The organism is Aquimarina muelleri DSM 19832 (assembly GCF_000430665.1).
GTDB classification, from domain to species: domain Bacteria; phylum Bacteroidota; class Bacteroidia; order Flavobacteriales; family Flavobacteriaceae; genus Aquimarina; species Aquimarina muelleri.
The window spans coordinates 37,903-63,231 of the sequence record NZ_AUML01000029.1 but is presented as its reverse complement, the minus strand read 5'-3'; the positions used below and the strand labels follow the sequence as shown (position 1 = coordinate 63,231).

The window sequence follows — 25,329 nt, the reverse complement described above, 5'->3', positions numbered from 1 at the left end:
TTTGTTATGCTTCGATAATTGCATTTAATGTTTGACTAGGTTTCATTGCTGCAGAAATTTTATCTTCGTTTGGCCAATAGTAACCTCCCATGTCTACACTACTACCTTGTGCTTTGTTAAGTTCATTAATAATTTTAGTTTCATTGTCGGCAAGTTGTTGAGCAACAATTTGAAACTCATTTTGTAATTCTTTTTCCTTGGTTTGTAGCGAAAGTTCTTGTGCCCAGTATAAAGCTAAGTAAAAATGACTTCCTCTATTATCTAATTCATTTACTTTACGAGATGGAGATTTTTTATTGTCTAGAAATTTAATGGTAGCTTGATCTAGAGCTTCTGCAAGTACAATTGCTTTGCTGTTGTTTGTAGTTTCACCAAGATGTTCTAGTGAAACTGCTAATGCAAGAAATTCACCTAAAGAATCCCATCTTAGATGTCCTTCCTTATTAAATTGTTGTACATGTTTTGGAGCAGAACCTCCTGCGCCAGTTTCAAACAAGCCTCCGCCATTCATTAATGGTACAATAGATAGCATTTTTGCACTTGTTCCCAGTTCTAAAATAGGGAATAAATCGGTGTTGTAATCTCTTAATACATTTCCAGTCACAGAGATAGTGTCTTTTCCTTCTTTTATTCTTTCTAAAGAGAAACGGGTGGCTTCTACTGGAGACATGATTCTAATATCTAGCCCGTTAGTATCGTGCTCTGGTAAATAAGTATTTACCTTTTTTATAATCTCAGCATCATGCGCTCTATTTTTATCTAACCAAAATATAGCAGGTATGTTAGTCGCTCTTGCTCTGTTTACAGCTAGTTTTACCCAGTCTTTAACGGGAGCATCTTTGGTTTGACACATTCTCCAGATATCTCCTTTTTCGACGCTGTGTTCTATAAGTATGTTGTTAGAGGAATCTGTAACTCGAACAATACCATTATCAGTAATTTCAAAAGTTTTATCATGAGACCCATATTCTTCGGCTTTTTGAGCCATTAACCCTACATTAGGAACTGTTCCCATTGTAGTAGGATCGAAAGCACCATGCTTTTTACAGAAATCGATAGTTTCTTGATATATTCCTGCATAACTGCTATCGGGGATAACAGCTTTGGTATCTTGAGTATTTCCTTTTGCATCCCACATTTTTCCAGAGTTACGAATCATTGCAGGCATAGAAGCATCAATAATTACATCGCTTGGTACGTGTAAGTTTGTGATACCTTCATCAGAATTTACCATTGCTAATTCAGGTCCTTTTTCATAGCAAGCTTGTATATCTGCTTCTATTTCTACTCTTTTAGCATCGGGTACTTTTTTAAGTTTTTGAATAAGGTCTCCAAATCCATTATTTACTTCAACTCCTATTTCTTCTAGAATAGTTGCATGTTTTTCGAATACATCTTTAAAGAACACTTCTACGGCATGCCCAAATATAATAGGGTCAGATACTTTCATCATGGTTGCTTTCATGTGCAATGAAAACAAAATATTTTTATCTTTTGCGTCCGCTATTTGTTCTTTCAAAAAGGTGATAAGTGCTTTTTTACTCATCACTGTTGCGTCTATAATCTCTCCTTCTAAGAGAGAGATTTTTTCTTTTAAGGTTGTAACGTTATTATTTTGATCTAGGAACTCAATTTTTATATCTTGGTCTTTAGAAACAGTAACTGATTTTTCATTAGAACAAAAATCCCCACTAGACATAGTAGAAACATGGGTTTTAGAATCAGCGCTCCAAGCTCCCATAGAATGCGGGTTTTTTCTAGCATATTGTTTAACAGGCTTAGGGGCTCTTCTATCAGAATTTCCTTCTCTTAAAACAGGGTTAACAGCACTACCTTTTATTTTGTCATAACGGCTTTTAATATTTTTTTCCGTTTCATTTTTTGGTTCTTCAGGATAATTAGGGATATTAAACCCTTGTAGTTGTAATTCTGCAATAGCAGCTTTTAATTGAGGTATAGAAGCACTTATATTTGGAAGTTTAATGATATTTGCTTCAGGTTTTTGTGCTAATTTACCTAATTCTTCAAGAGCATCAATTTGTTTTTGTTTATCGTCTAAGTTCTCAGGGAAATTAGATAAAATTCTAGCAGCAAGAGATATATCTTTTGTTTCAATATTAATATTTGCTGTTTTTGTAAATTTTTTAACGATAGGTAAAAAAGAATATGTAGCTAAAGCAGGTGCTTCATCAGTTTTTGTGTATACAATTTTTGAGTGATCAACTCCCATATGTTTGGTTTTTTTACTAGGGGATCTCGAGGTTTTTTTAAAGCCTAAAAAGGTAGTAGATGCCCTAATTTGTTATACTATAAGTTATGTGAGGAAATAATTGCGGTTTAATTATCCTTATAATCATTGATATTAGTTTTTCTTTTCAGAATTATTCTGGATAAGATTTACAATATTAATAGTCACATATTTCCGAGCGCGAAGATACAAATCTGATAGTCTAAATCCAACCTGTGTGTTGTTAGTTTTGAATTAAGGAATGTTGAATTATAGTATTTTGAAAATTATAGCATAAAAAATACATTATATAGAATTTGTTGTTGTTTTTTAAGAATATTTTTAAAGAATAAAAAATTGTATTGATAATACGAATATTTTGATATGATTTCTTAGATTTTTCATCAAAAATGATCTAATACCAATTTATGATAAATAAGATGTTAAAAAGCTTAGTTTAGAGAAGTCTAAAGCATAAATTTTTTCTATTTAGATTAAATTGAAATATTTGTATAGAGCACAATAATTAGACTTGATTCCTTATTTTGTCTTTAAGCTATTTTAGACATTAGTGTAAGTTGGAGGGAGAATTGTGTTTTGTAGTGTTAGTTATCAAATGGTATATCTGTTAACTTTTGTTCATAAAAAAAAGGATTGCTGATAGGCAATCCTTTTTTGATTTATTAAAGAAAAAATTAGTTTCTTTTTTCTTTAATACGAGCTTTTTTACCAGTAAGTTCTCTAAAGTAGAATATACGAGCTCTACGAACTTTACCTCTTTTATTTACTTCAATTTTTTGAAGCGCTGGTAGGTTAACAGGAAAAATACGTTCTACACCAATAGTTCCAGACATTTTTCTGATAGTAAATGTCTCAGTAGCTCCAGAACCTCTTCTTTGAATTACAACTCCTCTAAAGAACTGTGTACGTGTTTTACTTCCTTCTTTAATTTCGTAATAAACAGTGATGGTATCTCCTGCAGAGAATTCAGCCATCTCTTTTTTTTCAACAAATTCGTTTTGCACGAATTTTACTAAATCTTCCATTTTGATATAGTTTCTTTGGTTTTGTTAAAATAACATTCACGATTTTCGCCAGAGGTTAATCTAATCGGGTGCAAAAGTAAGTATTATTTAATGATTAGCAAATGTTTTATGTTTGAATTCTTATAAGGGCTATTTTTCAAATATGTTGTCTTGTAAAAATATCGGTTATTCTTCTAGAAGATCGGGTCTTCGTTCTTTTGTTCTTTGATAAGCTTGTTCTTCTCTCCATGTTTCTATTTTCGGAAAATTCCCAGATGTTAATACATCAGGTACTTTCCATCCGTTATATTCTGCAGGTCTTGTATAGATGGGAGGGGCTAATAAATTATCCTGAAAAGAATCTGTTAAGGCAGAGGTTTCATTGCCAAGTACTCCAGGAATTAGTCGGATAATGGCGTCGCATAAGATTAAAGCTCCTAGTTCGCCACCAGAAAGAACATAGTCTCCAATAGATATTTCTTTGGTAATAAAATGGTCTCTTACTCTTTGGTCTACACCTTTATAATGTCCACAAAGAATAATTAAGTTGCCTTTTAGGGATAATTGATTTGCAATACTTTGGTTTAAGGTATTGCCATCAGGAGTCATATATATTATTTCGTCATAATCTCTTTCTGATTTTAATTTAGAGATACATTTATCAATAGGCTCAATCATCATCACCATGCCAGCCCCTCCTCCAAATTGATAATCATCTACTTGTTTGTAATTAGTGTCTGTGTAATCTCTTAAATTATGCAGATTTACTTCTACTAATCCTTTGTCTATAGATCGCTTCATTATAGAAGCTTGAAAAGGGCTTTTTAAAATATCTGGTACTACTGTAATAATGTCTATACGCATCTTTCATCAAATTCATTAATGGTTGCAAAGATGCAAAAGAATATAGTCAAAATCTAGAAATTAAAATTACTTAGTTCCTGTTTTACGTTGTTTATTGATTTCGTCCTGAAGTTTACGCATTACTTTTTGTTCTCTTTCTAATGCTCTGCGTCTATGATCTTCAAATTCTGCTTCAGTTTCGTCTAAAGCTTTTCTGGCTTCTAAAGTAATTGAATTACTGTTTTTGAATTTATATATAAAGAAGCCTAATAGACCTAAAAGAATACCAATAATGACCCACATCATGGTTTTGTAGCTAGACTTCGTTAGAGCTATTCCAAAAAAACTAATGCTATCTTTTTCTAGTGTAATGGTAGAAAGATTATCATTTGTTTTGGCAAGAGATTCTTCAAGCTCTGTTATAGTTGATTTTTGTTCTGTAATTTTAAGGTTAGAGGTGTTTAATTTAGATTCTAATGTTTTAATAGTATCTACAGTGTTTGATTTAAGTTTATTTAACCAAATAAGCTTAACTACTTTGTATTCTTGAAACTTTCCAGATTTTTTTATTACGATATCAAATTGCCCTTCAATCTTTTCTTGTTGTAATGCACTATCCACACTGATATTATTTTCTTGAGCATATGTTTTTTCAAAAAAGAATAGGAGTAGGGGTAAAACTAATAGATACTTTAATAATTTCATATTGATAATCTTGATTTTTAATGGTCGGATATAATATCCTTATGGTATGCGGTAGTAATTATGAAATAAAATAACTAATTGCTTGTATTATAAGGGGAACTATATATCTTTTGTTTATGGTTATTAATTTCTTCTGTAACGCCAATAAATGTACGATATTGTAAGTGATTATAAAGTTTTTTTTGTTAGAACTTGTGAAGGAGCATTTTTAGAATTAATTTACAGGGGATTAAGATTTTAAATTATCTTAAAATAGCTCTTAAAAAAAGCTTTTTATTGGATTTTAAAAATAGATAAAGTCGTTATTGTACAATAACGACTTTATCTATTTTTAAATTTTAGGGTACGTTTTTATTAATAATAAGTAAAACGTCTCACTTTGGCGATGTATTTTGATAGTCTTATTACTTGATGACTATATCCATATTCATTATCATACCAAACATATAAAACAGTATTATGTCCTTTCGAATCTACTATAGTAGCATTACTATCGTAGATAGAAGGTGCGGATGAACCAATAATATCACTAGAGACTAACTCATTGTCTAGTGAGTATTTTATTTGTTCAACAAGACTTCCTTCTAATGCGTATTTTTTTATTATAGCATTCATACTTTCTTTAGAGGTTTTCTTTTCTAAATTAAGGTTTAGAATAGCTAAGGATCCATTAGGTACAGGAACTCGAATAGCGTTAGAGGTTAATTTACCTTCAAAGTTAGGTAATGCTTTGGATACTGCTTGCCCTGCTCCTGTTTCGGTAATTACCATGTTTAATGCTGCTGCACGACCTCTTCGATATTTGCTATGCATATTGTCTACCAAATTCTGATCGTTGGTATATGCATGAATTGTCTCTAAGTGTCCATTAATGACACCGAAACTTTCGTCTACCGCTTGTAAAATAGGCGTAATAGCATTGGTTGTACAAGATGCTGCAGAAAATATATCTACTTTATCAGGATCATGATCTTTATGATTTACTCCATGAACAATATTAGGTATCCCTTTTCCTGGAGCAGTAAGTAATACTTTATCAACTCCTTTTGCTAAAAGATGTCTATTTAAGGCTTCTTTATCTCTAAAGGCACCAGTATTGTCAATAACTAAGGCGTTTTTTATACCGTAACTAGTGTAGTCTATATCTTCAGGATTATTAGCACTAATAATTTTTACTGTAGTACCATTTATTATAAGAGCATTATTTGCCAGATCTGTTTCTACTGTACCAGCAAAATCTCCATGTACAGAGTCACTACGAAGTAAAGAAGCTCTTTTTTCTAAAATGTCTTGAGTAATTGCACCTCGTGTAACAATAGCTCTAAGTCTTAATTGACTTCCTTTTCCGGTAATAGTCATTAACTCTCTAGCTACTAAACGACCGATTCGGCCAAATCCATAAAGAACTACATTCTTAGGTGAGATAGGCTGGAATTTTTTAGCATCTTTTAGCTTATCTTGTACAAACCCATTTATAGAGTTGTATTCTTCGCTAGCTAAATGATACTCGTATGTAAGTTTACCTATATCCAATTTTGAAGGAGGTAGATTCATTAGCTTAATAGCTTGTGCAATTTCTACAGAATCAAAAATAGAAATTGGTTTTTGTACAAACTCACCAGCATATTCGTGTAGATTAATAATCTCACTTACATTTTTATCAATTAATTGATTTCGGAAAAGTACTAACTCTATAGAGTTGTCGTACCAGAGATCGCTTACAGTCTTGATGAATGCAACTGTGGCGCGACGTCTGTCTGCCTGAAAGGCTAATTCTTTTTCATAAACTTCGTTAGAGCTCATAATATGTTGTGTTTTACAGTCTTGAAATTTCGTGCAAAAGTATATATTTCAAACGTTTTCGTGAAACCTTTTATGAAAAAAAATCTCATTACTTTTTTTAAGTAATGAGATTTTCTTTTTTTTACTAAGATTTATTACGGATTATTGAAATACAAATTCTCTTTTTTTGCCATTTCTATCTACCAGACTAATGGTGATGTCTTCGTCTTTATATTTGTTGTCTAATATCTCTTTTACATCAATAACATTTTTTACTTTTTTCCCATCTATTTCACTAATAATAAGCCCTTCGAGGTTATATCTTTTCATTCGAGAACTTAGTGCTTTACTAATTACAACTCCATGATCTAGATTGAAATTTTTTAAATAATCTTTTGGAGGATTCATTACCTCAACGCCTACATCATCGATATTATACTTTTGAATTTTATATTTAGACAAAGTAACTGGCAAAACTAATTCTTTTCTTTTTCTTAAAATTTTTACGTTTATAATATCTTTAGGTCTTTTGCTATTTACATAACCTGTTAAATCTGCAAATTTTCTAATAGGTAATCCATCTATTTCTTTGATAACATCGCCTTCTAATAAACCAGCTTTTTTAGCACCACTGTTTTCTGCAACAGAAGATACAAAAACACCTTGCGAAACAGGGATGTCATATTCCTCCATGGCTTTTGGATTTATGGTGCCACCAGTTATACCTAATATACCACGTTGTACACCTCCAAACTCTATGATGTCATCTATGATTTTTTTAGCATTGTTAGATGGTACGGCAAATGCATACCCTACGTAGCTTCCTGTTTGAGATGTTATAGCAGTGTTAATCCCTATTAATTCTCCTCTGGTGTTTACTAATGCACCACCACTGTTTCCAGGGTTAATAGCTGCATCTGTTTGTATAAAAGATTGGATTTTGTCGTCAGACTCGTCTAAATCTCTGGATTTAGCACTAATTATTCCAGCTGTTACGGTAGAGGTAAGGTTAAAAGGGTTTCCTACCGCAAGTACCCATTCTCCTATTTTAGCAGAATTGGAGTCTCCAAAAGGGATGTAAGACAATTTTTCATCTGCATCAATTTTGATTAATGCAATGTCAGATTGTGGAGCGGTACCAACTATTTTGGCTTTGTAGGATTTATTATTGTTCAATGTTATCTCTAGATCAGTAGCACCTTCAATTACATGATTATTGGTTACTATATATCCATCCTCGGTAATGATAACTCCAGATCCAGCACCTTGAATTCGTCTTTCTTGTGTTCCTCCATTTCTAAAGAACTCCATTAGATTTCTTGGTGTGCGAGAAATGCCATATTGTTTAACATGTACTACAGCGTTTACAGTTTTTTCTGCCGCTAGGCTAAAGTCAATACTAGATACTGGTAAAGCTGTATTGCTGTTTGTAACAGTATAACTTGTTGGGATTACATTTGGTTTGGATTCACTTTCTTTAACAACAACAGTTTCGGTCTCTAAAAACATTTTGTATCCTCCTAGAGTAAACATTCCTGAAAGGATAGCTACAACCAATAAACTCAAAAATCTTTTCATATTTTTTTCTTTTTTTATGATTTAACTAGTATTACTTTATTATAGACTGTTATTAACTTTTAAAATTACAATTATAGTATACTTTTTTATGATATTTAACTCGCAAGTAACAACGATTTTGTATCAACATTCTTTTGTACCTTTGCCCTGCTAATTGAATAAATAATGATGCTCACTTTTTATAAATACCAAGGAACGGGTAATGATTTTGTTATCATTGATAACCGACAATCAATATTAACCAAAAATGATACCAAATTATTCGCTAGACTTTGTGACAGAAAATTTGGGATAGGAGCAGATGGTTTAATGCTTTTGGAATTACCTAATAATGAACAAGATGATTTTACAATGGTGTATTTTAATGCCGATGGAAAAGAGAGTTCAATGTGTGGGAATGGAGGAAGGTGTTTAGTAGCTTTTGCAGCTTATTTAGGTGTTATAAGTGATACTGCCACTTTTACAGCGATTGATGGTCCGCATAAGGCCACAATCAAAAAAGATCTGGTGCATTTACAGATGCAAAATGTCTCCTTGATAGAAAAATTTGATACACACTTGTTTTTAGATACAGGTTCTCCTCATCATGTGACAATGGTTAGAGAATTAGCTAATTATGATGTTAAGAATATAGGTAGAAAGATTAGAAATGGGGCTCCTTATTTTGAAAAGGGTAGTAATGTAAATTTTGTAGAAAAGAAACAGGATGGTGTGTTTGATGTACGCACTTATGAGCGCGGGGTAGAGGATGAAACACTATCTTGTGGTACAGGTGTTACTGCGGTAGCACTTTCTATGCATGCTACAAATTTAACAGATAGGCAAGAGGTTGTTGTTAATACATTAGGAGGAGAGTTAAAAGTTACTTTTCAAGAAACGGAAAACGGATATGAAAATATTTTTTTGATAGGTCCTGCAAAACAAGTTTTTAAAGGAGAGATTGAATGGTGACATTAAAAGGAGAAAATATTTATTTACGAGCTTTAGAGCCAGAGGATCTTGATTTTGTATATGTTATAGAGAATGACGAGCAAATTTGGGAAATGAGCTCTACGCAAACACCATACTCCAGGTTTTTGATCAAACAATACCTCGAGAATTCTCATAAAGATATTTACGAAGTAAAACAATTACGATTAGTTATTTGCTCTAATGATCATGCAGCTTTAGGTTTGATTGATTTGTTTGATTTTTGCCCTGCTCATAATAGAGCTGGAATAGGTATTTTAATAGCGGAAAAAGAAAATAGGGGTAGTGGTTATGGAGCAGAGGCTTTACAGCTTGTTGTAAATTATGGTTTTACGCACCTTAATTTACATCAATTATATGCTAATATTTCTGAAGATAATATAATAAGTATAAAGTTATTCGAGAATCAAGGTTTTAATAAAGTAGGTGTTAAAAAAGACTGGAATTTGGTAAAAGACACCTATAAAGATGAATTTTTATATCAATTAATATATGTACATTAAAAAAATATTATTCGTTATTGCAGGGTTAGGCTTAATTGCTGGAGGAGTTTTTGCATATTATGTGTATCAGGCTGTGTTCTCACCGAACACTAAATTTGAAACAGAAACAAAGGTTCTTTATGTGCCTACTGGGGCTACTTACACAGAGCTTATTGAGCTTATTAGCCCTGCGCTTAAAGATATTTATAGTTTTGATAGGATAGCTAGGAAAAAAGGGTATGTAGAAAAAATAAAGGCAGGAAGGTATATCTTGAAGAAAAATTTAAACAATAACCAGATAATAAATGTACTGAGGAGTAAAAATTCACCTGTTCAGATAAGTTTTAATAATCAAGAAAGACTCGAGAATTTGGCAGGCAGAATTGCATCGCAGATCGAGGCGGATAGTCTTTCGTTGTTAAAATCTTTTAAAGATGAGGTTTTTTTAAAATCAAAAGATTTCTCTTTAGAAACAGCATTAGCGATGTACATACCGAATAAATACGAATTTTTTTGGAACACTTCTGCACAACAGTTTAGAGAAAGAATGTTTAAAGAATATAATAGATTTTGGAACGATTCACGTGTTTTGAAAACAAAGCAAATAGGATTGACAAAAAATGAAGTTATTACTGTTGCTTCAATTGTTCAGAAAGAAACAGCTAAGGTTGATGAGCGTGCTAGGGTTGCAGGTGTGTATATGAATAGGTATAAAAATGGATGGAAATTGGATGCTGATCCTACGGTTATTTATGCAATAAAAAAACATCGTAATGATTGGGATACAGTTATAAAAAGAGTTTTGTATAAAGATTTAGAAATAGATAGTCCATATAATACGTATAAATATATGACTTTGCCTCCGGGGCCAATCGCGATGCCAGATATTTCTTCTATAGATGCTGTTCTTAATTATGAAAAGCATGAATATTACTTTTTTGTGGCAGATGTTGGAAATATAGGGTATCATAAATTTGCAAAAACATTAAAACAACATAATAATAATAAAAAACAATATGTTGATTGGATTAATAAAAAAGGAATAAAGCGATAATATTTATTAGTTATTATCGTATAAAAAAAATAGTATGTTTACTATTTTTTCAGTTCAAAAAACCACATCTTATTAACAAAGTTGTGGTTTTTTTTATGAATGATACTCTTGTTGATAGAGTATTTTTATTCGTTAAAAAGATATGATTCGACGTTTAAGTGTGTTTTTAGAAGGGTTTTTAGTCGTTTTTAACACTTTTTTTTAACGTAAAACACTGTTTTACAGTATTATAATTGTTTTTTATGATGATATTTTTTTTTAAAATAAAAGTTGTATATTTGCACCGCAAAAATTTAAGTAGATGGGGACATCTTTAAGGTGGCTACTTAGAAAATTTTTATATGATAAAAAGGATAATAGGATCATCGGTATTACTTACAATTGGTGGAGTGTGTTTGTTAAGTTTTACAAAAAAAGAGGACTTAGATCTTAGTTCGTATAGTACGGCAGGCTTAGACTTGTACTATGTTGCACCTAATTTTGATGAGATAGAAGATGACAATACATTTGTTTCTTTAAAACTAGGTAAATCTTATGTAGGTTTTAAAGAAGCTCTTGCTTTTAAGGAGTCTAGAGGAGACTACGGGGTTGTAAATCAGTTTGGTTATTTGGGTAAATATCAATTTGGCAAAGGTACTCTTGCTTTGTTAGGGGTTAAGGGTTTTAAAAAGTCTGATTTTTTAGATAATCCAGAGCTTCAAGAAAAAGCATTTTATGCTAATTTGTCCAGAAATAAATGGATTTTGCGTAGGGATATTAAATGGTTTAGTTCTAAAAAAATTAATGGAGTAGAGGTGACAGAATCAGGGATTCTTGCAGCTGCTCATTTGTCTGGTCCTGGTGCTGTAAAAAAGTATCTCCGTAGTGGTGGAGTAGAGGGCTTTGCAGATGCTTTCGGTACAACTATCCGTTACTATATGAAAAGATTTGGAGGATATGATACTTCTTTTGTAGTTGCGGATAGAAAAGCAAAAGTGGTTTTCTGATTTTTTTCTAGTCCTTTTGTATGATATATATAGTGGGTCTTTTGTGAAGACTTACCTCTTCTTGTTTCCATTTTGCTACAGTTTTGGTAGCAATAAATTCAGTTGTTAGTGTGATGTCGCAAGCAATGCAAAGTCGAGTATTTTCATTCAGTATTGTTTTTAGATCATCAAACATTTTGTCATTTCTGTATGGGGTTTCAATAAATATTTGTGCTTGACTTTTTTCAAATGAGGTTTTTTCTAATTGTTTTATAGCTGATTTTCTTTCGTTTTTATCAATAGGGAGATATCCGTTAAAAGTAAAACTTTGGCCATTCATTCCGCTGCTCATCATTGCTAATAATATAGAGGATGGTCCAACAAGTGGTGTGACAGGTATTCCTTTTTCATGAGCAATTTTTACTACTTCAGCTCCAGGGTCAGCAACTCCAGGACATCCTGCATCTGATAATAATCCAATGGACTCTCCATTTAAACAAGGGGTTAGATAACTGGGGATTTCGGAGATGTCAGTGTATTTGTTAACAGTGTTTATTACCAAGGAGCGTTGAGATTTGCTAGGACTTACTTTTTTTATAAATCTTCTGGCTGGTTTTTCATTTTCTACAATATAATGATTGACTTGTTCTAATACTTTTTTAATAGATATAGGAAGTACTTCTAAGGGCATATCGTCTCCTAAACGTGTTGGGATTAGGTATAGTTTGCCTTTGGTGTCTAAGGGTTTGGGTTCCATAAGTTTTTATAGCTGATTTTGATTAGATTTGTCTGAAGAATCTAAAAACGCTGAATATAATATATTATCGAATTTGTACTAATTTAATATTATTTTTTTATAGACAACTATTGTAACGTTATTATTTACTTATATAGTATTTGTAGAGAGGTAATAATGATTTATCATTAAAAGGTCTTTGCTGTTTGCTTGTTTAAACAAGTATAAAGCTAATCTATTGTTTTAAGTTTTGATGCAATATTATCGCATGCTTTGTCTAGCATTTGAAAAACTTCTTCAAAACCTTGTTTTCCTCCATGATATGGGTCTGGAACATCAAGGTTTTTCTTGGGGTGTAGTTCGTTAAGAATGTATTCTACTTTTTCTTTTTCTTGAATGTCTTTGGTTAAAGCTATTATATTTTTGTAATTAGAGCTATCCATGACATATATGTAGTCATACGTTTTAAAATCACTTTTTTCAAATTGAGCTGCTCTTTGTTGTGTAATATCAATGTGGTGTGCTTTAGCAACTCTTATAGATCGTTCGTCTGGTTTGCTGCCAATATGAAAGTCGCTGGTTCCGCAAGATTCTATTGTATATCTGTTTAAATCCAGTTTAGATTTGAGGATGCCTTCTGCTAAAGGAGATCTACAGATATTGCCAAGGCAAACCATTAAGATTTTGGTTTTCATTTGATAGTTATGAAATTACAAAGTAAGCTTTTTTCTTAAATCATCTACATATTTTTTAAACTGTTTGTCTGTAGAGGATAGGTTGTCTACTGTTTTACAAGCATGAAGAACTGTTGCGTGATCTCTTTTGCCAATTTGAGTACCGATACTTGCTAATGAGGCTTTTGTTAGTTTTTTTGCAAAAAACATTGCCAACTGTCGTGCTTGTACGATATGTCGCTTTCGTGTTTTAGATTGTAATGTTTCTACGTCCATCTGGAAATAGTCGCTTACTACTTTTTGGATATAATCTATAGATACCTCTCGCTTCGTGTTTTTAACATAGTTGTCTACTATTGTTTTAGCAAGATCTATAGTAATGTCCTTTTTATTAAAAGAGGAATGTGCAATTAAAGAGATAATAGCACCTTCTAGTTCTCTAATATTAGTTTTTATGTTATTGGCTAAAAATTCAACTATATCTTCTGGCATTTCTACACCATCTCGGTATAGTTTATTTTTTATGATTGAAATTCGAGTTTCAAAATCTGGTTGATGTAATTCGGCAGATAAGCCCCATTTAAATCTGGATAGCAGGCGTTGTTCTATGTCTTGCATATCTACAGGAGCTTTGTCGCTGGTCAGGATTACTTGCTTTCCGTTTTGATGTAAATGATTAAAAATATGAAAAAATACATCTTGTGTTCCAGCTTTTCCAGATAAAAGTTGGATGTCATCAACAATTAGCACATCGATAATTTGATAAAAATGAATGAAATCATTTCTGTTATTCTTTTTTACCGATTCAATATATTGTTGTGTAAATTTCTCTGCAGAAATATATAAAACTGTTTTCTCTGGATAGTTATCCTTTATGTTTACCCCAATAGCATGTGCTAAATGCGTTTTGCCTAAGCCAACTCCTCCAAAAATAAGTAGGGGATTGAAAGAAGTTCCTCCAGGTTTGTTAGCTACTGCCATCCCTGCAGAACGGGCTAATCTGTTAGAATCTCCTTCTAAGAAATTTTCAAAATTATAATTTGGATTTAATTGAGATTCTATTTTTACATTTCGTATTCCTGGAATGATAAACGGGTTTTTTAATTCCGGATTTCTGCTTTTTATAGGGACATCAACTTCTTGAGAGTTGACTGGTGTTCTGTTAGAGCTGGGTATTTTTTCTGTAAATGGTTTCTTGTTGCCATAGGTGTTTTCCATCTTGATAACATAAACTAACTTGGCGCCTTCTCCTAGTTCTCTGGTTAGAGATACTTTAAGGAGATTTACGTAATGTTCTTCTAGCCATTCATAAAAAAATTTACTAGGAACTTGAATACTTAAAGCGCCATCTGTAAGTTTTACAGCTTTTATTGGTTCAAACCAAGTTTTAAAAGCTTGGGGTGTAATATTGTCTTCTATAAAAGACAAACAATTATCCCAAACTGATTGCGCGGTTACATTCATTCTTACGGTTAGATTTACTTTTTTTTGTTAAGATACTAAAAAGAAATTATCGAAAAACTTCTTACTAATTTTGCAGGACAAATATGTGAACAAAAAATGTAAAAAAAAAACTATTAGGGGGTTGAATATTAATTATTTTTTTCGCATAATTTGATAGTACTACTATTAATTAACTTATATATTTAAAATATGCTTATCACTTCGGAAACATTACTAAAAGTACGATACTCTGAAACAGATCAAATGGGTGTTGTACACCACGGTAACTATGCACAGTATTTAGAATTGGCACGAATTGATTGGTTATCAAAATTAGGGGTTTCTTATAAATCAATGGAGGAAAGCGGTATCATGCTTCCAGTGTTTGTAATGGACTTTAAATTTAAAAAATCTGCTTTTTTCGATGATGAATTAACTATTAAAAGTACGCTAAGGAAAATTCCTACAATTAAAATAATTTTTGACTTTGAAATTTTTAATCAAAAAAAAGAATTGTTAACAATAGCATCTACAACTTTAGTTTTTGTTAATAGCGAAACAAGAAAGCCTATTTCATGTCCTCCATATTTAATTGATAAAATAAAGAAATATTAATTCCCTAATTTTTTAATTTCTACTTCATACAACGGTAAGAAAACCTCTTTTATTTTATCTACCATCTTTTTTCTTACAGAAATATAAATTTTGCAATTAAGGTTAAGATCTTGACTATAGATGTTAAGGTTATTTTCCTTAATAATTCTCATGACTTTATTCATGTCTTTATACTCAAAAATAATCACAAAGTTGATGTTTATAGTCTTTTTAGTTATTTTGGAAGCCTCTAAGGCTAATTGAGCAGTAGATCTGTAAGCGTTTATTAAGCCGCCAACTCCTAATTTTACTCCGCCAAAATATCGAACAATAATAATTAGGATATTTGTAACATCAAAGGAAAGAATTTGACCATAGATAGGTTGTCCTGCAGAGTTAGAAGGTTCTCCATCATCATTAGCACGATATTTTATGTTTTCGGTTCCTATCTGCCATGCATAACACCAATGTCGGGCAGAATGATGTTGTTTTTTTAGATTTTCTATAATTTGTTTAACATCCTCTTCATTGTTTATAGGGAATGTATATCCAAAGAACTTGCTGTTCTTGTCTTTAAAAAGTACTTCTGCTCCTGGAGAATCAATAGTTTTGTATGTGTCGTCTATTTCCAAATAATACTATTTTTATATAGAAGAGGCTACTAAAATAATGCTAAATATAGCTAGTAAGATACCAATCCAATTTTTTAAAATTAATCGTTCTTTAAAAAGTAAAATTCCTGCAAAAGTAGAAACCAAAAGCACTATGATATTATTGATAGTAAATACAGTAGAGCTTTCCATAGCATCATGGCGTAATGCTTTAATTAAAAAATAAACAGAAAAATAATTTGGTACTCCTAATCCAATTCCGGCTATGATATTTTTTAAAGAAATTTTTAGAGACCCTTTGAAGGCTTTATATGTTAATGTGGATAAACCTATGATTGCTGCGCATACAAAAATAGTAGCAGAAAAAATTGGAATATCATTTTTAGAAACATAGCTTGTTTCTAAAAATTTAAGGCTGGTGTCAATGATTCCACTGCCAATGAATACTAATAAAGGGAAAATTACATTTTCTTTTTTTATAGAAATGTCATTGTTAGTCTTAATAGAAGTTAGATATACTGCTATAATTGCCACAATGATTCCTGTTATCTTTAAAAAGCCTGTGCTTTCATGGTATACTAATATTCCGAATAGGATAGGTATAACTAGGCTCATTTTATTAGCTACTGCAGCTACAGAGAGACCATTTTTTTGCGTTGTATATGCCATTAGGTTGAAAACAGAAATAAAAACAACTCCTAATATCATAGCTCCGTAAAACCAGTCTTGCTTTGATATAATAACCAGATTAATTGGCTCAGAATACGCCACTATTCCTGAAATTGAAGCAACAATGTAATTTACAACTATAGCTTGTAGTGTATTTACATTGTATTTAGAAAATAGCTTAAAGATTACAAAAATCCAAGAAGAGGCTATTATACTTAAAAATAAATAAATCAAAATAAATCAGATTTTATGGTAAATAAATCGATTATATCTTCTGTTTTTGGATTGTTATTCCAAGTATGGATTTTAAGTGTTGCAGCAGCATTTGTGTTCTCTTTAGTGTCATCAATAAATAATGTTTCTTCAGGATTTAATTGATGTTCTTTTAAAACAAATTTAAAAATATCTATTTCAGGTTTGCGTAAATTGATTTCGTGTGAAAGATAAAAAGCATCAAAACAAGATTTGAATACTGGATAAAATGAAATATGGTTTTTGATCCAATTTATGTGCAATTCATTAGTGTTGCTTAATAAAATTAGTTTGTATTGTTTTTCTGTAGCTAATTTTTTTAAGAATTCTAATCGGTGTTTTGGGAAATCTAACAGAATAGCATTCCAGGCATCTATAATTTGATTTTCTGAAGCTTCAGGGATTACTGTTTTGAAGTTATTAATAAATTCGGGAGTAGAGATAATTCCTGTTTCATAATGTTTAGTTATTTTTTTTGTTTCTGTAGCAAAAGATATGTTTTTTAATTTAAAAAACGCTTTTTCTGTAGCAGGCTTGTCTAAATTGATAAAAACGTCGCCAAAATCAAAAATTATAGTTTTAATCATTTTGATATGTTTTTAGTACGTCAGTTTTTATTCTTTCTTCAGAAACCATTTTTCCTTTATAAACTGGAGCTTTTATTCCAGATTCAAAAATAGTATTTCCTGTAAAAACTCTTGCTTCATCCCAAAGATTTTTATCTATAAAGGATTGGATTGTATGTGAACCACCTTCTATAATTACAGATTGTATGTTGTGTTTGTAAAGAATAGCACAGATTTCTTCTGTTGTACATTTTTGCGAATCAACAATTTCATAAATAAGAGTATCGCTGTTTGTATTTTTATGTTTCTCTGAGGTGATTAATATTGTTTGTGTAGTTAGATTCAGAACCGAAGAGTCTTTAGGAATTTTACTAGATCGATCAATAACAACTCTGATGGGATTTTTCCCAAACCAATCTCGTATGGTTAATTTAGGATTGTCTTTTAATACAGTTTGGTTACCTACTAGAATAGCTTGTTCTTCTGCGCGCCATTTATGTACAATTTGTCTTGAATATGCATTGGTAATCCACACAGGTTCTCTTTTTTTAGTAGAAGCAGGGGCAATATAGCCGTCTTTTGTTTCTGCCCATTTTAAAATAATGTATGGTCGTTTTTTGTTATGAAAAGTAAAGAAACGCTTATTAAGGTCAGCACATTCTTTTTCTAAAACACCAACTATAACATCGCAACCTGCGCTCATTAATTTTTGAACACCAGACCCAGAAACCTTATCAAAAGTATCTATTGTTCCTATAACTACTTTTTTGATTCCTTTTGCTATGATAAGATCACTACAAGGTGGGGTTTTTCCAAAATGGCTACATGGTTCTAGGCTTACATAAATTGTAGATTCTTTTAAAAGAGATGTTTTTTTAACAGAAGCAATTGCATTTACTTCTGCATGAGGCTTTCCAGCTTCATAATGCCATCCTTCACCAATAATCTTATTATTATGCACAATTACACTACCTACCATTGGGTTTGGATACGTAGTTCCTAAGCCATTTTTTGCCAATTGAATGCATCGTTGCATGTATTTTTGATGTGTTGTCACTTTATTTGAGTCTTATTTTTTGTTCTTTGTTTGTAAGATGGGATAGGAGAAATTTTTTGAATAGTATTTAATAGAGCCTTTATATTATACGATAATACAATAATTTTTTAGGATGTTTTGTATAATATTATTTTTCCAAGAATATTAAGTTTTTTTGTAGAAATAGCTCCTATGTTTATGTTATTTATGAGTGATTTTTTGTTTAAGTTGTTAAGATTGTTAAAAACAACATTTGTATTAATAGTAATATTACCTAGACTAATGTCGGTAACTTCTATAGAATCAAAGGGTTTAAAATTAGGTGTTCTGATAATATAACAACTTGTGATAAATGCAAATATTGTTGATAATAATAGAATTTTACTCATTGATTTCTTATTAGATTTAATGTATATTTCAATATCCTTAAATATAAATTAGTTTTTATTTAATCTGAAGACCCAAAGGTTTTTCTGATATATCCTTTATAGAAATGTAAAAGTAGTATTTAAAATATAATGAGTAGTATAAAAATACGGACTATACAGCCTAGCGATAATAAAGAAATAGCAAAGGTGATACGTAATGTTTTAATTGAGATGGAGGTTCCAAAAGTAGGAACTGCATACGAAGATAAATCTTTAGATAAGATGTTTGAGACATATAATAAGCCCAAGATGCAATATTATGTGGTTGAGGAAGAGGGGCGGATCATAGGAGGCGCAGGAATTGCTCCTTTAGAAGGAGAGGCATCTATGCAGGTTTGTGAATTGCAAAAAATGTATTTTTTGGAGCAAGCAAGAGGTAAAGGAGTAGGGTTTAAAATGATAAATACGTGTCTTAGTTTTGCAAAAGAACAAGGATATATTAAATGTTATTTAGAAACAATGCCTTATATGGAATCTGCGAGGAAATTGTATCACAAAGTAGGTTTTTTGCCATTGGAAGCGCCTATGGGAAATACAGGGCATTATAGTTGTCAGGCATGGATGATAAAAGAATTATAACAAAAAAACTTCAGTTTTGAAGATAAAAGACCTTAGAACTAATTTTGTTGATTCTTTATCTGGTATATATGATTCAGAAGAAATTTTGTCGTTTTTCTATATTCTTTCCGAAGATATTTTAAGTCTTAGAAGAGTAGATGTAGCTATGCGTTTGGATCAAGAGGTTTCTGTAAAGCAGATAGAGGTTTTTGATAAAGCAAAGCAACGATTAGAAAAACAAGAACCAATTCAACACATCATAGGAGAGGTTGATTTTTATGGGATGTCTTTTAAGGTAAGTCCAAATGTTCTTATCCCAAGACCAGAAACGGAAGAGTTAGTGGATTGGGTCTTAAAAGATCAACCAAAAGATGCTTCTTTAGCTATTTTAGATATAGGCACAGGTAGTGGCTGTATTGCTATTTCATTAGCCAAAAATTTACCTAAAGCCAGAGTGTATGCTATAGATGTGTCAGAACAGGCTTTAGAAGTAGCAAAAGAAAATGCAAAAAATAATAAAGTAGAGGTAACGTTTATTAAAGAAGATATTCTAAAGGTAGAAAGTTTATTTCAAAAGTTTGATATTATAGTCTCCAACCCACCTTATGTAAGAGAGATGGAGAAGCAAGAAATGAAACCTAATGTACTTAATAACGAACCGTCGTTAGCTTTATTTGTGTCGGATAAAGATCCGTTGCTTTTTTATGAAAAAATAGCAATATTAGCTAATAAAAAATTGAATAATGACGGAGTGTTGTATTTTGAGATTAATCAATATTTAAGCTTTGAAACAAAAAAAAGGATCGAAGAATTAGGCTTTACTTCTGTAAAGGTAAGAGAAGATATATATGGTAACAAACGAATGATAAGAGCTTGTGCTCCTAAAAAATAAATAGTAAGTATGAGTAATTTGAATTCCATTTGTGTGTTTTGCGGAAGTAGTGAAGGTAATGACGCCAAAATAATTTCTGAGTCATATTTGTTAGGAGAAAAATTAGCATATCAAAAAATAACGTTGGTATATGGAGCAGCTAAAATCGGAATAATGGGAGAGGTAGCTGAAGGGGTATTACAAAATAAAGGAAAAGTAATTGGGGTGATTCCTGAGTTTTTAATGTTAAAAGAGGTAGTGCATCGTGGTTTAGATGAGTTGATTGTTACGGCTAATATGCATGAGCGAAAAATGAAAATGCAAGAGTTAAGTGGTGGTTTTATAACATTGCCAGGAGGATTTGGGACGCTAGAAGAGCTATTCGAGATTATAACTTGGTCACAATTGGGGCTACATCAAAAACCAATAGGGCTTTTAAATATAAATGGATTTTATGATGATCTACTGGCTTTATTGAAAAACATGGTTCGCAAAAACTTTTTAAAAACAGAAAACTACGAGTTACTTATTGTAGAAGAGGATATAGATATATTGTTAGAAAAAATGAAAAGCTTTGAGCCAGTACAAACTAAAAAATGGTTGCAACCAGATAAAGTATAATATTTGTTAAAAACAAATAAAAGATATTGATTGAAGAAGTAAGGTTTTGTTAGGTCTTTAAAAAAGATACATGTTAAAATGAATATAGAGCAGAGGATAAATTTATTAAGAGAAGAGTTAAGAGAACATAATTATAATTATTACGTGCTGGATGCAGCTATAATAAGTGATTATGAGTTTGATATGAAACTTAAATCTCTACAAGAGCTTGAAGAAAAATATCCAGAGTTTTACGATCCAAATTCACCAACACTTAGGGTTGGAGGACAGGTTACTAAAAATTTTGCAACTGTAGTACATGACGAACGAATGTACTCTTTGGATAATTCGTATTCACAAGAGGATCTGCTAGATTGGGAGAAACGTTTAAAGAAAATGGTAGATGGGTCAATTAGTTATACTTGTGAACTTAAATATGATGGTGCTTCTATAAATTTAACTTATGAAAAGGGTATTTTAAAAAAGGCGGTTACCAGAGGAGATGGGATACAAGGAGATGATGTTACTACAAATGTAAAAACTATAAAATCGGTACCATTAAAATTAAAAGGAGATTTTCCAGAAAAATTTGATATTAGAGGAGAGATTGTTTTGCCTTACAAAGGATTTCTTAAAATGAATGAAGAACGGATAGCAGCAGGAGAAGAGCCTTATGCAAACCCCAGAAATACAGCTTCGGGTAGTTTGAAATTGCAAGATAGTAGCGAGACTGCTAAAAGACCACTAGATTGCTTATTGTATAGTGTTAAAGGCAATAAGTTAAAAATAAAAACTCAATTTGAGAGCCTTGATAAAGCCAGAAATTGGGGCTTTAAGGTACCTGCAGAATCTAAATTAGTAAACTCTATTGAAGAGGTATTAAATTTTATAACCTACTGGGACAGCCACCGGCATGATTTACCATACGAAACCGATGGCGTTGTAATAAAAGTAAATAACCTACAGCAACAAGAGGAGCTTGGTTTTACTGCAAAAGCTCCCAGATGGGCAATGGCTTATAAATTTAAAGCAGAGCAAGTGTCTACAATACTTAATGAAATCACATATCAGGTAGGCAGAACAGGAGCAATTACTCCTGTAGCAAATCTTAAACCAGTATCTCTTGCAGGGACTACTGTAAAAAGAGCTTCTTTGCATAATGCAGATCAGATAGAAAAATTAGATATACGAGTAGGAGATACTGTTTTTGTAGAAAAAGGAGGAGAAATTATTCCTAAAATTATAGCAGTAGATCTTAAAAACAGAAAACAGGAATCTGTTCCAACATCATATATAACACATTGCCCAGAATGTCATACCGAACTAATACGAAAAGAAGGAGAAGCACAGCATTATTGCCCTAATTATAAAGGTTGCGCTCCGCAAATAATTGGTCGCATACAGCATTATATTTCTAGGAAAGCAATGGATATTGAAGGTCTGGGAGGAGAAACGGTAGCATTACTTGTTAAAGAAGGTTTGATCACAAACTATGCAGATCTTTATGAGTTGAAAAAAGAACAAGTAGTTCCTTTAGAAAGAATGGCCGAAAAAAGTGCCGAAAACCTTATTTTAGGAATTGAAAAATCAAAAGAAATTCCTTTTGAACGAGTTTTGTTTGCTTTAGGGATTAGGTATGTAGGAGAAACGGTTGCTAAAAAATTAACCAAACATTATAAATTTATAGATGCAATAATGATAGCATCAGAAGAAGACTTGGTTAATGTAGATGAAATAGGAATTAAAATAGCACAAAGTGTTGTAGAGTTTTTTGGAGCTGAAGAAAATAGGGCATTAATTCATAGGTTAAAACAATATGGGGTTCAGTTAGAAATATCTGCAGATAAGTTAGCGGGTCAAACAAATATTTTTCAAGGAGTAACTTTTGTAGTTTCAGGAGTTTTTGAAAAAGTATCACGAAATGAACTTAAAAAAATGATAGAAGATAATGGAGGTAAGGTTTCTAGTTCAATATCGGCTAAAACATCCTTTGTTGTGGCAGGACAAAATATGGGGCCTAGTAAGCTAGAAAAAGCAAATATGTTATCCATACCTATTATAAGTGAAGAAGATTTTCTTGGTAAGTTAGAATAAAAAAGGTGTTTTAGTTGTTATAAAGACTTTATGTTGTTAAATAAGGTTCTTTAAAAATTACTATCTTGTGTTAAGATATTCTAGAGATATAAATCTAGTAATATTTTTTCTAGGGGTAAATTAAAATTAATGGAGAAAGAAAAGATAGTAGAAACTTTTTTTATTATCGTTAATGTATTTATGTTTAGTATATATTTTTAATTTAAATACATTTTTTTCTTTTCTCGTAGTAATAATCACTTTTATTATATATTGATGTAATTTTTTTATTTTTTTGAGAAAAGTAGAGGCTACATATCTAATTTTTTATATTACTTATTTGATAGTTGTATGTGTAAGCGTTTTTTTTGAGAAAAGATTGTTGGTGTACGTAAAACCTATTGTTCCTGTATCTTTAATTTATTTATATTTTAAGTTTGTTAAAGAATCGAGTTTGTTATTTCCATTATCTATGCTAGTTATAGCAATTACAGATGTTTTTATATATCTTGATTTTGTGAAATATTATACAGTGATAGCAGTACTTATATTTACTTTTTATGGATTATGTAGTTTTTTGTTAAAAGATTTTATTTCAAAGAAAGATGTTAAATTGAAAGTATTTGCGTCTCCACCAGTAATAGTGAGCATAATTTTGATAGGGTATCTTATTTTTTCTATTATCGATCTGGTTTTGCCTAAGATTATTAACTCAGTTGGAGCAATGAGTCTTATCGTTATAGGTCTTTTATTATTTGTTACAATTTGTTTTTTTATTTATGTTTCAGATAGATATGAGAAGTCAATTTATCTATTTATAGCTGCTTGCTGTACATTGTTTGTAGATGCTCTTTTAGCAATAAATGAGTTGTATTATTATAGTAGAGAGTTTACGATATTGATTAATGGTGTAGAGATATTGGGGATTTACTTTTTTACTAAATTTTTTATAGATACAAAACCGATAGATATAAAGTCTATAAACGATACATATTTTTAAATTTAACAAAAACAACTATGTTGTTTAATTATAATGGTATTCTTCTTTCTAGAAGAATACAAGACGAATTTAAACTGTAAAATAGCTACATTTGTGGCTTATTAATTTTTTTTAATAAATGATTTTAAAAGGCCTTAAAAGAAATGCGATAAGAAAAAATATCGAAGCGCATCTAGGGAAAAGACAAGCTGGATCACAAAGTATTTCAAGCCTTAAAACATTGGCGGTTCTTATAGATGCATCTCAATCGATTAACATTGTTTCTTTGTTAAAATTAGCAAACGAATTGGGAGTTGAATCAGAGAGGCTTAAAGTGATAGGTTATAAAGAAAATCAAAAAGAATTAGACGAGGATGAGGAGGCTGCTTATTATGGAAATAAAAGCTTTGGTGTAAGCGGAGTTATAAAAAGTAAATCTTTAAAAGAGTTTGTAAATGAAGACTATGATGTATTGATTAATTTTTATGAAGAAGACTTGATAGAATTAAATTATGTAGCGGCAGCTTCTAAAGCTAAATTTAAAGTAGGTTTTTCTACAGTAGATAACAGGATTAATGACTTGATTATTGGAGCTACTACAAATGACACAAATCTTTTTATAGCAGAATTAAAAAAGTATTTAAAAATTTTACAGATTATATAGTATGAGTAATTTTCTCAGAGGAACTGGTGTAGCATTGGCTACTCCTTTTGATAAAGATGGTGCGATAGATTATAAAGGAGTTACATCCTTGGTTAATTTTTGTGTAGAAGGTAATGTAGAATACCTTGTTGTGTTAGGGACAACCGCAGAGTCGGTAACTCTTACAAAGGAAGAAAAAAAGAGTTTAATTGCACATATAGTAGAAGTAAATAATAAAAGACTCCCTTTAGTTATAGGTGTAGGAGGAAATGACACTCTAGCAGTAGTAGAAGAGGTTAAAAAAGTTAGGTCATCTGATTTTGATGCAATACTTTCTGTAGTGCCAATGTACAATAGGCCAAGTCAAGAAGGAATTTTTCAGCATTATAAAAGTATAAACGATAATAGTCCTTTACCTGTATTACTGTATAATGTTCCAGCTAGAACAGGGGTTAATATGATGGCAGAAACGACCTTGCGTCTTGCTCAATTAGATAAAATAATTGGTGTTAAGGAGGCAGTAAGTGATTTTACGCAAGTATTAAAAATTATCAAAAATAAACCTACTGATTTTTTGGTGATTTCTGGAGATGATACATTAGCATTACCAGCAGTTGTAGCAGGTGGAGATGGAGTTATAAGTGTAGTTGGACAAGGGTTTCCTAATGAGTTTTCAGAAATGATACGCTTAGGATTGTCTGGTCAAACAAAAAAAGCATTTGATATTTTATATACATTACTTCCTGTTCTTGATTATGCCTTTGAAGAAGGTAATCCAGCGGGGATTAAAAATATCTTAAAAGTAAAAGGTGTTTGTGAGGATTACCTTCGATTGCCGTTGGTGTCTGTTTCATTAAGTTTAGAGGAAAAAATAAAAAAATTTATTGAGAAATATTAACTTTTATAAATAGAGGTTGAAAAGAATAATAGATTCAGAATTTTATATGTTAATAGGTTGTTGGTTCA

The 25,329-nt window shown here is 31.2% G+C and carries 26 protein-coding genes; 12 read left to right on the top strand and 14 right to left on the bottom strand.

The genetic code is table 11. The features are described from left to right. Positions 1-4 precede the first annotated feature (4 nt). The 6 genes from H527_RS0112655 to H527_RS0112630 form a co-directional block, all read right to left on the bottom strand. Positions 5-2,230: an NADP-dependent isocitrate dehydrogenase gene (locus H527_RS0112655; protein WP_027413060.1), complete on the bottom strand. Its 2,226-nt coding sequence runs from the start codon at positions 2,228-2,230 to the stop codon at positions 5-7. A 692-nt stretch (positions 2,231-2,922) separates the two neighbouring features. Further along, positions 2,923-3,273, bottom strand: coding sequence for a 50S ribosomal protein L19 (rplS, locus tag H527_RS0112650; protein WP_027413059.1), 351 nt, complete (start codon positions 3,271-3,273; stop codon positions 2,923-2,925). A 165-nt stretch (positions 3,274-3,438) separates the two neighbouring features. Next, entirely contained in the window at positions 3,439-4,116 is a 678-nt protein-coding gene (gene trmD / locus H527_RS0112645) for a tRNA (guanosine(37)-N1)-methyltransferase TrmD (RefSeq protein ID WP_027413058.1), read from the bottom strand. Positions 4,117-4,182: 66 nt separating this feature from the next. Continuing rightward, positions 4,183-4,800 carry a hypothetical protein gene (locus H527_RS0112640; protein ID WP_035088124.1) on the bottom strand — a complete coding sequence of 206 codons (618 nt, stop codon included), beginning with the start codon at positions 4,798-4,800 and terminating at the stop codon, positions 4,183-4,185. A 354-nt stretch (positions 4,801-5,154) separates the two neighbouring features. Continuing rightward, positions 5,155-6,603, bottom strand: coding sequence for a glyceraldehyde-3-phosphate dehydrogenase (locus H527_RS0112635; RefSeq protein WP_027413056.1), 1,449 nt, complete (start codon positions 6,601-6,603; stop codon positions 5,155-5,157). Positions 6,604-6,744: 141 nt separating this feature from the next. Then, on the bottom strand, positions 6,745-8,160 hold the full coding sequence (locus H527_RS0112630) for a trypsin-like peptidase domain-containing protein (protein WP_027413055.1): 1,416 nt from the start codon (positions 8,158-8,160) through the stop codon (positions 6,745-6,747). Between the two features lie 165 nt (positions 8,161-8,325). On the opposite strand from H527_RS0112630, the gene dapF reads away from it, so the two are divergent. From dapF to H527_RS0112610, 4 genes are all read left to right on the top strand, one after another. Then, positions 8,326-9,111 carry a diaminopimelate epimerase gene (gene dapF / locus H527_RS0112625; RefSeq protein ID WP_027413054.1) on the top strand — a complete coding sequence of 262 codons (786 nt, stop codon included), beginning with the start codon at positions 8,326-8,328 and terminating at the stop codon, positions 9,109-9,111. Further along, entirely contained in the window at positions 9,105-9,632 is a 528-nt protein-coding gene (locus tag H527_RS0112620; protein WP_027413053.1) for a GNAT family N-acetyltransferase, read from the top strand. The genes dapF and H527_RS0112620 overlap by 7 nt, the downstream gene beginning before the upstream one ends. Then, positions 9,622-10,665: an endolytic transglycosylase MltG gene (gene mltG / locus H527_RS0112615; RefSeq protein WP_027413052.1), complete on the top strand. Its 1,044-nt coding sequence runs from the start codon at positions 9,622-9,624 to the stop codon at positions 10,663-10,665. Before H527_RS0112620 ends, mltG begins: the two co-directional genes overlap by 11 nt. 341 nt (positions 10,666-11,006) lie before the next feature. Beyond that, the gene (locus H527_RS0112610; RefSeq protein WP_027413051.1) at positions 11,007-11,651 is read left to right on the top strand and encodes a hypothetical protein; all 645 of its coding nucleotides are present in this window, start codon (positions 11,007-11,009) and stop codon (positions 11,649-11,651) included. A gap of 7 nt (positions 11,652-11,658) precedes the next feature. Here the strand turns inward: H527_RS0112610 and H527_RS0112605 are convergent, their stop codons facing one another. From H527_RS0112605 to dnaA, 3 genes are all read right to left on the bottom strand, one after another. After that, complete coding sequence (locus H527_RS0112605; RefSeq protein ID WP_027413050.1) at positions 11,659-12,387, bottom strand: SAM-dependent methyltransferase; 729 nt, start codon at positions 12,385-12,387, stop codon at positions 11,659-11,661. A gap of 209 nt (positions 12,388-12,596) precedes the next feature. Further along, a complete protein-coding gene (locus H527_RS0112600) occupies positions 12,597-13,061 on the bottom strand; it encodes a low molecular weight protein-tyrosine-phosphatase (protein ID WP_027413049.1) in 465 nt (154 codons plus the stop codon). Between the two features lie 15 nt (positions 13,062-13,076). Continuing rightward, positions 13,077-14,504, bottom strand: coding sequence for a chromosomal replication initiator protein DnaA (gene dnaA / locus H527_RS0112595; protein ID WP_027413048.1), 1,428 nt, complete (start codon positions 14,502-14,504; stop codon positions 13,077-13,079). 189 nt (positions 14,505-14,693) lie between these two features. Between dnaA and H527_RS0112590 the strand changes: the two genes are divergently transcribed. Beyond that, positions 14,694-15,098 carry an acyl-CoA thioesterase gene (locus H527_RS0112590; protein WP_027413047.1) on the top strand — a complete coding sequence of 135 codons (405 nt, stop codon included), beginning with the start codon at positions 14,694-14,696 and terminating at the stop codon, positions 15,096-15,098. Here H527_RS0112590 and H527_RS0112585 read toward each other — a convergent pair. The 5 genes from H527_RS0112585 to H527_RS0112565 form a co-directional block, all read right to left on the bottom strand. Next, positions 15,095-15,709, bottom strand: coding sequence for an IMPACT family protein (locus tag H527_RS0112585; RefSeq protein WP_027413046.1), 615 nt, complete (start codon positions 15,707-15,709; stop codon positions 15,095-15,097). The two genes, H527_RS0112590 and H527_RS0112585, sit on opposite strands and share 4 nt — an antisense overlap. Before the next feature lie 12 nt (positions 15,710-15,721). Further along, a complete protein-coding gene (locus H527_RS0112580) occupies positions 15,722-16,591 on the bottom strand; it encodes an EamA family transporter (RefSeq protein ID WP_027413045.1) in 870 nt (289 codons plus the stop codon). Next, positions 16,588-17,196: an HAD family hydrolase gene (locus H527_RS0112575; protein WP_027413044.1), complete on the bottom strand. Its 609-nt coding sequence runs from the start codon at positions 17,194-17,196 to the stop codon at positions 16,588-16,590. The genes H527_RS0112580 and H527_RS0112575 overlap by 4 nt, the downstream gene beginning before the upstream one ends. Continuing rightward, positions 17,189-18,232, bottom strand: coding sequence for a bifunctional diaminohydroxyphosphoribosylaminopyrimidine deaminase/5-amino-6-(5-phosphoribosylamino)uracil reductase RibD (gene ribD, locus H527_RS0112570; protein WP_027413043.1), 1,044 nt, complete (start codon positions 18,230-18,232; stop codon positions 17,189-17,191). Before ribD ends, H527_RS0112575 begins: the two co-directional genes overlap by 8 nt. A 107-nt stretch (positions 18,233-18,339) precedes the next feature. Next, entirely contained in the window at positions 18,340-18,600 is a 261-nt protein-coding gene (locus H527_RS0112565) for a hypothetical protein (protein WP_027413042.1), read from the bottom strand. A gap of 129 nt (positions 18,601-18,729) precedes the next feature. Here H527_RS0112565 and H527_RS0112560 point away from each other — a divergent pair, with 129 nt between their 5' ends. The 7 genes from H527_RS0112560 to dapA all read left to right on the top strand — a co-directional run bounded on the left by H527_RS0112560 (position 18,730) and on the right by dapA (position 25,261). Then, a complete protein-coding gene (locus tag H527_RS0112560; protein ID WP_027413041.1) occupies positions 18,730-19,218 on the top strand; it encodes a GNAT family N-acetyltransferase in 489 nt (162 codons plus the stop codon). A gap of 16 nt (positions 19,219-19,234) precedes the next feature. After that, positions 19,235-20,089, top strand: a complete 855-nt coding sequence (prmC, locus tag H527_RS24595; RefSeq protein WP_027413040.1) for a peptide chain release factor N(5)-glutamine methyltransferase — start codon at positions 19,235-19,237, stop codon at positions 20,087-20,089. Between the two features lie 9 nt (positions 20,090-20,098). Further along, positions 20,099-20,689 (top strand): LOG family protein, encoded by a 591-nt coding sequence (locus H527_RS24590; protein WP_027413039.1) that lies wholly within the window; start codon positions 20,099-20,101, stop codon positions 20,687-20,689. Between the two features lie 78 nt (positions 20,690-20,767). After that, positions 20,768-22,762: an NAD-dependent DNA ligase LigA gene (gene ligA, locus H527_RS0112545; protein WP_027413038.1), complete on the top strand. Its 1,995-nt coding sequence runs from the start codon at positions 20,768-20,770 to the stop codon at positions 22,760-22,762. A gap of 433 nt (positions 22,763-23,195) precedes the next feature. After that, positions 23,196-23,741, top strand: a complete 546-nt coding sequence (locus tag H527_RS0112540; RefSeq protein ID WP_155837888.1) for a hypothetical protein — start codon at positions 23,196-23,198, stop codon at positions 23,739-23,741. 118 nt (positions 23,742-23,859) lie between these two features. Continuing rightward, positions 23,860-24,384 carry a DUF6913 domain-containing protein gene (locus tag H527_RS0112535; RefSeq protein ID WP_229809291.1) on the top strand — a complete coding sequence of 175 codons (525 nt, stop codon included), beginning with the start codon at positions 23,860-23,862 and terminating at the stop codon, positions 24,382-24,384. A gap of 1 nt (position 24,385) precedes the next feature. Continuing rightward, positions 24,386-25,261 (top strand): 4-hydroxy-tetrahydrodipicolinate synthase, encoded by an 876-nt coding sequence (gene dapA, locus H527_RS0112530; protein WP_027413035.1) that lies wholly within the window; start codon positions 24,386-24,388, stop codon positions 25,259-25,261. Positions 25,262-25,329: the final 68 nt, after the last annotated feature.